Source organism: Leucobacter soli (assembly GCF_042659205.1).
In the GTDB taxonomy this organism is placed as follows: domain Bacteria; phylum Actinomycetota; class Actinomycetes; order Actinomycetales; family Microbacteriaceae; genus Leucobacter; species Leucobacter soli.
In genome coordinates this window covers 1-9,356 of sequence record NZ_JBHSRW010000087.1, presented here as the reverse complement: position 1 = coordinate 9,356, position 9,356 = coordinate 1, and the positions used below count along the sequence as shown (strand labels likewise).

Annotated in this window: 10 protein-coding genes; 6 read left to right on the top strand and 4 right to left on the bottom strand. The window is 69.0% G+C overall.

Features of this window, described 5'->3' with window-relative positions; translation table 11 throughout:
- Together ACFPZL_RS07230 and ACFPZL_RS07225 are read left to right on the top strand one after the other, a co-directional pair.
- The coding region (locus ACFPZL_RS07230) for an SDR family oxidoreductase (protein ID WP_382334976.1) at positions 1-467 on the top strand (467 nt) is incomplete at its 5' end.
- A gap of 62 nt (positions 468-529) precedes the next feature.
- Positions 530-1,324 carry an IclR family transcriptional regulator domain-containing protein gene (locus ACFPZL_RS07225; protein ID WP_218114521.1) on the top strand — a complete coding sequence of 265 codons (795 nt, stop codon included), beginning with the start codon at positions 530-532 and terminating at the stop codon, positions 1,322-1,324.
- Positions 1,325-1,428: 104 nt separating this feature from the next.
- On the opposite strand, the gene ACFPZL_RS07220 is transcribed toward ACFPZL_RS07225, so the two are convergent.
- On the bottom strand, positions 1,429-2,217 hold the full coding sequence (locus ACFPZL_RS07220) for an amino acid ABC transporter ATP-binding protein (RefSeq protein WP_328798008.1): 789 nt from the start codon (positions 2,215-2,217) through the stop codon (positions 1,429-1,431).
- Positions 2,217-3,224: an amino acid ABC transporter permease gene (locus ACFPZL_RS07215; RefSeq protein WP_236021949.1), complete on the bottom strand. Its 1,008-nt coding sequence runs from the start codon at positions 3,222-3,224 to the stop codon at positions 2,217-2,219. The genes ACFPZL_RS07220 and ACFPZL_RS07215 overlap by 1 nt, the downstream gene beginning before the upstream one ends.
- A 306-nt stretch (positions 3,225-3,530) precedes the next feature.
- On the opposite strand from ACFPZL_RS07215, the gene ACFPZL_RS07210 reads away from it, so the two are divergent.
- From ACFPZL_RS07210 to ACFPZL_RS07200, 3 genes are all read left to right on the top strand, one after another.
- Positions 3,531-4,475, top strand: coding sequence for a transporter substrate-binding domain-containing protein (locus ACFPZL_RS07210; RefSeq protein ID WP_218114522.1), 945 nt, complete (start codon positions 3,531-3,533; stop codon positions 4,473-4,475).
- An 87-nt stretch (positions 4,476-4,562) separates the two neighbouring features.
- A complete protein-coding gene (locus ACFPZL_RS07205; protein WP_236021951.1) occupies positions 4,563-5,315 on the top strand; it encodes an SDR family NAD(P)-dependent oxidoreductase in 753 nt (250 codons plus the stop codon).
- Positions 5,316-5,331: 16 nt separating this feature from the next.
- Positions 5,332-6,426: an NADH:flavin oxidoreductase/NADH oxidase gene (locus tag ACFPZL_RS07200; RefSeq protein ID WP_218114524.1), complete on the top strand. Its 1,095-nt coding sequence runs from the start codon at positions 5,332-5,334 to the stop codon at positions 6,424-6,426.
- Between the two features lie 67 nt (positions 6,427-6,493).
- Here the strand turns inward: ACFPZL_RS07200 and ACFPZL_RS07195 are convergent, their stop codons facing one another.
- Both ACFPZL_RS07195 and ACFPZL_RS07190 read right to left on the bottom strand, forming a co-directional pair.
- Positions 6,494-7,333 (bottom strand): SDR family oxidoreductase, encoded by an 840-nt coding sequence (locus tag ACFPZL_RS07195; RefSeq protein WP_218114525.1) that lies wholly within the window; start codon positions 7,331-7,333, stop codon positions 6,494-6,496.
- A complete protein-coding gene (locus tag ACFPZL_RS07190; RefSeq protein WP_218114526.1) occupies positions 7,330-8,100 on the bottom strand; it encodes a TetR/AcrR family transcriptional regulator in 771 nt (256 codons plus the stop codon). The genes ACFPZL_RS07195 and ACFPZL_RS07190 overlap by 4 nt, the downstream gene beginning before the upstream one ends.
- 248 nt (positions 8,101-8,348) lie before the next feature.
- Here ACFPZL_RS07190 and ACFPZL_RS07185 point away from each other — a divergent pair.
- Positions 8,349-9,356, top strand: a 1,008-nt coding sequence (locus ACFPZL_RS07185; RefSeq protein WP_382334974.1) for an MMPL family transporter, incomplete at its 3' end; no start/stop codon positions are given.

The following is a 9,356-nucleotide window of genomic DNA, read 5'->3' as shown; positions in this document are numbered from 1 at the left end:
CTCCCGACGACGAGTGGGACGAAGTGCTCGGGCGCGCGCTGCAGGTGAACGCGCTCAGTCAGCTCGCGCTCGTGCGCCGCGCGCTCGGGCACTTCTCGGCGCACGGCGCCGGCGTCCTGATCGGCCTGAGCAGCTGGGTGACCCAGCGCGGCGCGGGCAACCCGAACCTCGCTGTCTACGCCGCCTCCAAGGCGGCCACGGCGGCGGCGCTCAAGACGGTGGCGCGCGCCTACGCGAAGGCGGGGGTGCTCACCTACCTGATCGCGCCCGGCGCCGTGGACACGCAGATGACCGCCGACTCGGCGGCCGACCGCGGCGGACGCGAGGCCCTCATGCAGACCCTCGCCATGGGCGAGATGGTGCCGCCCGAGGAGATCGCCGAGCTTGTCGCTATGCTTTCGGGAGGAAAGGTTCGTCATCTCAGCGGGGCCACGCTGGACATCAACGGGGCCTCCTACGTTCGATGACGATCGCAGGGTGAAGCCGCCGCTCGCCCTCGATGACGAAACCCACTGAGAGAGTCGATGCCATGACAGACACTGACCAGGCACGCCCGTCGGGCGAATTCGTGCAGTCCCTCGCCCGTGGGCTGGCGGTGATCCGCGCGTTCTCGAACGAGCGCAGCATGCTCACGCTGGCCGACGTCGCCCGGATCGCCGGGTTGAGCCGTGCCTCGGCGCGGCGGTCCCTCCTGACGCTGGAGTCCCTCGGCTACATCGGCAGCCGGGAGAACCGCTTCTACCTCCGGCCCCGAGTGCTTGATCTCGGCTACGCGTTCCTCTCGTCATCCTCGGTGGTCGACATCACGCAGGATCACCTGCGGCGCCTCTCCGCCCGGATCGGCGAATCGTGCTCGGCCTGCGAGTACGACGACGGCGACGTCGTCTACGTGGCGCGGGCCGCGGCGGACTCCGTGATGCCGATCCGGCTGGGCATCGGCCGTCGCCTCCCGGCGTTCTGCACCAGCACCGGGCTCGTGTTGCTCTCGGCGTTCAGCGACGAGGCGCTCGACGAGTTCTTCGAGAAGTACCCGCGCGAGAAGATCTCTCCCGCCACCGTGACGGACGAGGCGAAGATCCGCGAGCGGCTCCACGAGGTCCGGGAGCGCGGATGGTCGCTGAACAACCAGGAGGTGGATCTCGGCGGCCGTTCGGTCGCCGCGCCCATCGTCGGGCCGTCGGGCGAGTACCTCAGCGCGGTGAACATCACGGTGTCGACCTCGCGGGTATCGGTGGAGCAGCTGGTCGACGAGTACCTGCCTCAGCTGCTCGAGACGACGAAGCAGATCAGTTCCGAAGTCGCCCTGGTGGCGCGTCAACGTTAGAGCATGTCTGCCGTTCCGCGTGATCGCGGGCCCGACGGCAGGAACGAGGCGGCCCCCGTGGATCTCTCCACGGGGGCCGCCTCGTTCCTCGACCGCGCCGAGGCTCATCCCTGATTGGTGTTGACGACCCGGGAGAGGAACTGGCGGGTGCGCTCCTCGCGGGGGTTGTCGAGGACCTCGGCCGGCGTGCCCTGCTCGATGATGTCCCCGCCGTCCATGAAGGCGACGCGATCCGCCACGTCCCGCGCGAAGTCGATCTCGTGGGTGACCACCATCATGGTGAGACCCTCGGAGGCGAGCCGGCGCATGACCGAGAGGACCTCGCCGACGGTCTCCGGATCGAGGGCGGAGGTCGGCTCGTCGAAGAGCATCACCTTGGGCCGCATCGCCAGCGCACGCGCGATCGCGGCGCGCTGCTGCTGACCGCCGGAGAGCTGCCTCGGGTAGGTGTTCTCCTTGCCCTCGAGGCGCACCCATTCGAGCAGCTGGCGCGCGTGCTCGAGTGCCTTCGCCTTCGACTCGCGGAGCACCTGCACCGGCGACTCGATGATGTTCTCGAGGACGGTCATGTGCCCGAAGAGGTTGAAGCTCTGGAACACCATCCCCACCTCGGTCCGCTGCCGGGTGAGCTCTGCCGGGGGCAGCTCGACGAGGCGGTCGTTGCGCACCTCGACGCCGATCATCTCGCCGTCGACCTTCACCCAGCCCTCGTCGGGCTGCTCGAGGTGGTTGACGCAGCGCAGCAGCGTGCTCTTGCCCGAACCGGAGGGGCCGATGATGCAGACGACCTCGCCCGCGTAGACGTCGAGGTCGACGCGGTCGAGCACGTGGAGCGGCCCGAAGCTCTTCGAAACGCCCTCGATCTGGATCAGCGGAGTCTTGTCTTCGGTCATCACACGCTCGCTTTCGCAGTGGCGGCCTGCGGGGTGCCCGGCTTGCCGATGAGCTTCTTGAACTTGGTCAGGTAGGTGTCGGGAGCGTTGCGGGTCGCGCCCTTCGAGTAGTGCTTCTCGATGTAGTGCTGGCCGATCGAGAGCACCGTGGTGAGGAACAGGTACCAGATGCAGGCCACGACGAGCAGCGGGATCGTCTGGAAGTTCCGGGCGTAGATGACCTGGGCGGTGTAGAGCAGCTCGCTGATGGCGATGATGCTGACGAGGCTCGTGCCCTTGAGCATCGAGATCACCTGGTTCCCGGTCGGGGGGACGATCACGCGCATGGCCTGCGGGAGGACGATGCGTCGCATCGCGAGCCGGCGCGGCATGCCGAGCGCCGCCGCGGCCTCGTTCTGACCGTGGTCGACGGACTGGATGCCGGCGCGGAAGATCTCGGACATGTACGCGCCCTCGTTGAGCCCGAGGCCGAGCATCGCCGCCATGAGCGGCGTGATCACGCTGTTCGTGTCGAATCCGAAGAACTGGATGCCGAAGGGGATGCCCACGGTGAGCTCGGGCAGGAACGTCGCGAGGTTGTACCAGACGAGCAGCTGGACGAGCAGCGGCGTGCCGCGGAAGAGCCAGATGTAGCCGTCGGCGGCCGCGTTGAGGATGAGGCTGTCTGACAGCTTCATCAGAGCGAGGAACAGACCGATGACGCAGCCGAGGATCATCGCGATCGCCGTCAGGACGAGCGTGAGGACCACGCCGTTGAGGATCTTGCCGTCGAAGAGGTAGGAGCCGATGACGTCCCACTTCATCGCGTCCGCGGTGAGGAACTTCGCGACGATCTCGAGGATGATGAGGATGACGAGGACGCGGGCGACCCAGCCTCCGATCTTGGACCAGAGCCGGGCGCGGTCCGAGGCGGCCTTCGGGCGACTGCTCTTGCCCTCGCTGAGTTGCAGCTGGGTGGTGAGCGGGCCGCGTTCGGGACTCTGTTCACTCGGATTATTGGTGGTCATGAGCAGTCCGTCTCTCTCTTCGGTGAATGGCGGCGGCACGCCCGGTGCTCTGCTGATCACACTAGCCAAGCATTTTCCTCTGCGTTCGTCAAGCGACCAACTGTGCGAATAGCGCACAAGTTGCGGGAAGCGCGCGCGTCGTGCCCGAATCGTGACCTGTCCTTCTTGACAAGATTGGACGTATAGTGAACACTAGTGCGCAGAGCGAACATTTCCGGTCGATGGATCTGGATCCACTCCGGAGTGCGACGTCTCTCATAAGGCTGGTATCGACGTGGACACTAACACCCGAAGGAGCACTGTCCCATGAAGAAACTCACGATGAACTCGCGCCGCAGCGTCGCTGCGCTGGGTCTGAGCGTGGCACTCGCCGGCTCGCTGGTCGCCTGCAGCAGCGCCGACAACGGCGATGCCGGCGGCGACAACGGCGGCGCCGAGGGCGTCGACGTGGCCGGCGTGATCATCCAGAAGGACGACGAGCTCGCGGCGATGCTGCCCGAGGACGTCGCGGCCGAGGGCAAGCTGACGGCGATCCAGTACGACAATGCGCCTGCCGATACCTTCCTCGACGAGGACAGCAACCTGGTCGGGTGGGGTCCGGATCTCGGTCGCGCAGTGGCAGCGACCCTGGGTCTGGAGTACGAGGCCGAGGTCTCCGGTGCGTTCGATACGTTCATGCCCGGCATCCAGAACGGTCGCTACGACACCTCCTGGGCCTCGATCATCATCTCCGACGAGCGTCTCGAGGTCGTCGACATCGTCTCCGCGCATGAGAGCACGACCGGCGTGATCACGAACGAGGGCTCCGGCCTGACCATCGCAGCGCCCGAGGACCTCTGCGGGCTCAAGGTCGGTGCACTCGCCGGCTCGGCCTTCCTCATCCAGATCGAGGAGATCGGCGAGATCTGCGAGGACGCCGGCGAGTCCGCTCCGAGCGTCGACTCCTTCCCGCAGCAGGGCGCCGCCGTCCTCGCCGTGCAGTCGGACCGTATTGACGCGTTCATGACCGCGAAGGGCCAGCTCACCTGGCTGTTCCGCGACGGCAGCGATGTCGAGGGTCTCGAGGTCCAGCCGCTCGATTACCAGCCGAACCTCGAGGGCGTCGCAGTGGGCAAGGACTCCGGGATGACCGAGCCGATCGCCGCCGCGCTCAACAAGCTCATCGGCGACGGTTCCTACGAGAAGATCCTCGCCACGTGGGGCATCGACTTCGGTCTGGTCGAGACCGCAGAGGTCAACCCCGCCGTCTGAGCGCACGAACCCGCAGGTGCCTCGATGCGAACGGTTTCGTATCGAGGCACCGCTGTTCCCGGCTGTCGACCGGAGAAGGATACATACATGTTTGATTTGAGCGGCCGGCTCGCCGTCGTGATCGGCGGCGGCAGAGGAATCGGTCGGGCAGCCGCGGAGGCGCTGGCGGATCAGGGCGCGAAGCTCGTGGTCGCGGACCAGTCGCTCGAGCTCTTGACGGAGGCGTTCGGTGCACGCGAGGGCGTCGTGCTGCGGCAGCTCGACGTGCTCGATTCCGGCCAACTGGAAGCGCTCGCGGACGAGTTCCCCGAGACCGACATCCTGCTGCACTGCCCCGCCAAGGGAGCGAGAAAGGCGCTTGTCGATCTCAGCATGGACGAGGTCGAGTCCGTTCTGCGGCTGAACGTGACCTCGTTGTGGGACACGATCCGCTGCTTCGCTCCCGCCATGGTCTCCCGCGGGCGCGGGTCGATCATCGCGTTCTCGTCCATTCGTGCCAGCGTCGTCGAACCGGGCCAGGGCATCTACGCCGCGTCGAAGGGCGCCGTGAGTCAGCTCGTCAAGGGCTTCGCCTCCGAACTGAGCCCGTCCGGAGTGCGCGTGAACGCGATCGCGCCAGGAGTGGTGGAGACGCCGTTGACGTCGTCGCTCCGGTCGAACGAGGAGTGGTATCGGGCGTACTCTGAGAAGAGCGCGCTGGGGCGCTGGGCCCAGCCGGAGGAAATGGCGGGCGCCGTCGTGTATCTCGCGTCGGACGCCGCGTCGTACGTCACCGGCTCGGTGCTCTCGGTCGACGGCGGATGGACCGCCATCGACGGCCGCTACAACCCGCCCATCTGAGAAAGGCCGTCACCTCATGGCGAATCCGCTGCTCTTCCAGCCTCTCACCCTGCGCGGCCTCGAGGTCCGCAATCGCCTCTGGGTCTCCCCGATGTGCCAGTACTCGGCGATCGCGAGTTCCGGCGCGGACGAGGGGGTGCCCGGGGACTGGCACGTCGCGCACCTCGGCGGGCTCGCCCGGGGCGGGGCCGCCGTCGTGATGGTCGAGGCGACGGCCGTCGTGCCGGAGGGCCGGATCTCTCCGCGCTGCCTCGGCCTCTACTCGGACGAGCAGGAGGCCGCGTTCTCGCGCATCGTGCCGCAGGTGCAGGCCCACGGGGCGCGTATCGGTATCCAGCTCGCGCACGCCGGGCGCAAGGCCTCGGTCCACCCGCACCTTCCGGGCTATCCCGATGCGGCCGTGCCCGAGGACGAGGGCGGCTGGCAGCCGGTGGCGCCGACCGCGATTCCGTTCGGCGATCTGGCGACTCCGCGGGAGCTCGAGCTCGATGAGATCCCGGGTGTGATCGAGGCGTTCGTCGAGGCGAGCCGACGAGCGGTTCGCGCGGGCTTCGACCTCATCGAGGTGCACGCGGCGCACGGCTACCTGCTGCACGAGTTCCTCTCACCGCTCAGCAACCGGCGGAGCGACGGCTACGGCGGTTCTCCCGAGAATCGGGCCCGGTTGACGCGGGAGATCGTGCGAGCGCTTCGCGCCGAGCATCCGGATCTCCCGATCGTCGTGCGCATCTCCGGCGACGAATGGGTCGAGGGCGGTTTCGGCCGGGAGGACTCGGCGCAGCTCGTGGGGTGGTTGGCGGAGGACGGCGCCGACCTGATCGACTGCTCGTCGGGCGGCAACGTGCCCAGGGCGCCGATCCCCGTCGGCCCGTCCTACCAGGTGGGCATCGCGGATCGCGTGCGCACGGCCGGGCTGCCGGTGGGCGCGGTCGGCCTGATCACCTCGGCGGAGCAGGCCGAGGGGATTCTCGCGACGGGTCAGGCGGACATCATCAGCCTGGGGCGGCCGTTGCTCGCGGATCCGCACCTGCCGATCAGCTGGGCGCATCGTCTCCGGGCGGAGGATGCCGCTGCGCTGGTACCGCCGCAGTACTGGCGCGCACGATTCTGAGCTGCGCGCCCCGGCCGGCGAGTCGGATCGGCGCCCGCGCCTCGGGCATGCCTCGTAAATCCTGCGTCTACTGCGCGAGCCCGGCCTGGATCTCGGCGAACCTCGCCCGGATGCCGGCCTCGTTCCACGACCAGATGTCGTCGCCGCGGAGGACCGCGTCGGAGCCGCCGTCGCAGTAGATGGTCTGGCCGCAGCAGTGCGTGTTCTCGGCCGAGGTGAGCCAGATCAGCAGGTTAGCGATGCTCTCGGGGCCCTGATGCCCGTTCAGGGGCATCGGCACGACCGCGTCCACGTGCGCGGTGCTCTCGGGGGTGGCAAGCAGCTCGGCGGTCATGGGCGTCTCGACGATGCCGGGGCCGACGGCGTTGAGGGGGATGCCGGCCCCGGCCCAGTCCGCCCGCGGCGCTTCGCGGCGCACCCAGCGGGAGAGGGCCTGCTTGGAGGAGGAGTAGATGAGGTTGCCGGTCTGCGGATCCTTCGCGAGCTCGGCCGCGATCGCGAGCGCGGGGGCCTCGTCGTCGGCGAGCAGCGCCTCGACGAGTGGCGGGGCGACCGGTTGCAGGGACGCCATCGACGAGACGACCGCCGCGCGCGGCGCGGTGGATCGGGCGAGTGCCGGGCGCATCGCCTCGAGGAACTCGGTGACGCCGAAGTAGTTGACGGCGGCCGTGACGACCTTCGGCAGCGAGAGGCCGGCGCAGGCGATGACGGCGTCGACCGTTCCGCCTGCGAGTCCGGTCGCCTCAGCGGCGGCGTTCGCACGGCCCGCCGCAGTCGACAGGTCGCCGGAGACCTCGACGCCCTGCAGGTCGACGCCGATGACGGTATCGCCGCGGTCGCGGAGGATCTGGGCGGTCGCCCGGCCGATGCCGGAGGCCGCGCCGGTGATGACGTAGGTGCGGGTCATGAGGAGTCCCTTCGATCGGATGGTGGGGTTCTGGGTCGCGACGGATCCGCGCTCGACTCGGGGTTCCGCGATTCGGCGCCCTTCGATGCGGCGCCGCTCTGCGCCGCAACCGGCTCGGCGATCACCTCGGTCAGCGCGAAGAGCAGTTCGGCGAGGCGGTCGCTGAGCTCGTCGATGCCGCCGGGGGCCGCCGGGCCGGCGAGCGCCGATGCGCGCAGGGCGCGGTGGTAGACGTCGGCGAGCACCGGGATGGCGTGCTCCACGGGCAGCGTGAACCGCCGCCCGGCCGCGAGGATCACGCGTTCGACGATCCCGGAGATCCCGGCGTAGAAGCCCTCGAGGAAGTCGTGGTGGCCGGGCGCGAGCGCCGGATCCCGCATCGCCAGCAGCAGGAACTCCGTCTCGAGCGCGAACCAGGCCGTCGCGTCGCTCCTCGGCATGAAGAACTCGGCGATGTAGCGGGCGGCCTCGGGCGGCGTGAGCCGGCCTCCGCAGGCCAGGAGCTCCGGTTCGATGCCGAGCGCCATCGACTCGACCTCGCGTGCGCGCTGGTCGAACTCGTCCCGCAGCATTGCGAGGAAGAGCTCCTCCTTGCTGGCGAAGTTCGAGTAGAAGGCGCCGCGGGTGAAGCCGGCGCGCGAGCAGATCGCCTCGACGGAGGCTCCCTGCAACCCGGACTCGGCGAACACCTCGGTGGCGGCCTCGAACAGTCGCATGCGGGTGGCGCGGCGCCGCGGGCTCGGTGCGGTGGTTGGATCGTCGTTCATCTGTGCCCTCCTCGCCCGATCGTACGCCCGTCGGCCACGCCGTTCCCAGGAATTTCGAAGCCGTCTCGATACATCAGTGTATCGAATCGGATACACTTGTGTATCGAAATCGTGCGTCGGCGCCCGGTGCCGGGTACCGACGCGGTGACCGGACCAAGCGCGAACCCGCACACGCACCGATGCCGAACCGGTCCGACCCCGCCTTCGACGCGGACCCGAACCGGCGAGGATCCACCAGGAAGGCCCGCATGTCCTCACTGCTCCACGCCCTCGGCGCCTGGGCCGCGCGCGCCCGCGTGCTCGTGCTCGTGATCTGGCTGGCGATCCTCGCGCTGCTCGGCGCCGGCGCCGTCTTCCTCTCCCAAGGCGCCAACGCACCGATCACGATCCCGGGCACCGAGTCGCAGCAGGCGATCGACACGCTCAGCCGCACGTTCCCCGAGGTCAGCGGCACCAGCGCCACGATCATCGTCGTGGCGCCCGAGGGCGAGCGCGCAGACGATGCGGCCTACGAACGGGCGATCGTCGCGGTGAGCGAGGAGCTCGAGGAGCTCGAGACGGTCACCGCGGTCTCGACCCCGTTCGCCGAGCTCGCGCCGAGCGAGGTGAGCGACGACGGCCGCGCCGCGCTGCTCACCGTCCAGATGGATGCCAGCATGAACACGGTGCCCGAGGCGACGGCGCAGGGCATCGAGGAGGCGGCCGGCGAGCTGGGCGAGCGGCTGCCCGACGGCGCGCAGGTCTCCTACGGAGGCGACCTCTTCTCGACCTCCATTCCGGGCTTCACCGCCACCGAGGCCCTCGGCGTCGTCATCGCCTTCATCGTCCTGATCTTCACGCTCGGATCCCTGCTCGCCGCGGGCATGCCGCTCGTCATCGCCCTCATCGGCGTCGGGATCTCGGTCGCGGGCATCTTCTTCTCGACCGCGTTCCTCGACATGACCTCGACCACCCCGATGCTCGCGCTCATGCTGGGGCTCGCGGTCGGCATCGACTACACCCTCTTCATCGTGAGCCGGCATCAGGAGCAGCTGCGCGCCGGCCTCGGCGTGCGCGAGAGCATCGCCCGCGCAACCGCCACCAGCGGCAGCGCCGTGGTCTTCGCCGGGATCACGGTGATCATCGCCCTGCTCGGACTCTCGGTGGCGGGCATCCCGTTCCTCACCGCGCTCGGCGTCGCCGCCGCGGCGGCCGTCGCGGTCGCCGTGCTGATCGCGGTCACCCTGACGCCCGCCGTCCTCTCGATGGCGGGCCCG

Excerpts from the sequence above, each read along its gene's own strand:
- ACFPZL_RS07200 (WP_218114524.1), top strand. The coding sequence starts at position 5,332 with ATGGCGAATCCGCTGCTCTTCCAGCCTCTCACCCTGCGCGGCCTCGAG.
- ACFPZL_RS07215 (WP_236021949.1), bottom strand. The coding sequence starts at position 3,224 with ATGACCACCAATAATCCGAGTGAACAGAGTCCCGAACGCGGCCCGCTC.
- ACFPZL_RS07220 (WP_328798008.1), bottom strand. The coding sequence starts at position 2,217 with ATGACCGAAGACAAGACTCCGCTGATCCAGATCGAGGGCGTTTCGAAG.
- ACFPZL_RS07225 (WP_218114521.1), top strand. The coding sequence starts at position 530 with ATGACAGACACTGACCAGGCACGCCCGTCGGGCGAATTCGTGCAGTCC.
- ACFPZL_RS07190 (WP_218114526.1), bottom strand. The coding sequence starts at position 8,100 with ATGAACGACGATCCAACCACCGCACCGAGCCCGCGGCGCCGCGCCACC.
- ACFPZL_RS07210 (WP_218114522.1), top strand. The coding sequence starts at position 3,531 with ATGAAGAAACTCACGATGAACTCGCGCCGCAGCGTCGCTGCGCTGGGT.
- ACFPZL_RS07195 (WP_218114525.1), bottom strand. The coding sequence starts at position 7,333 with ATGACCCGCACCTACGTCATCACCGGCGCGGCCTCCGGCATCGGCCGG.
- ACFPZL_RS07205 (WP_236021951.1), top strand. The coding sequence starts at position 4,563 with ATGTTTGATTTGAGCGGCCGGCTCGCCGTCGTGATCGGCGGCGGCAGA.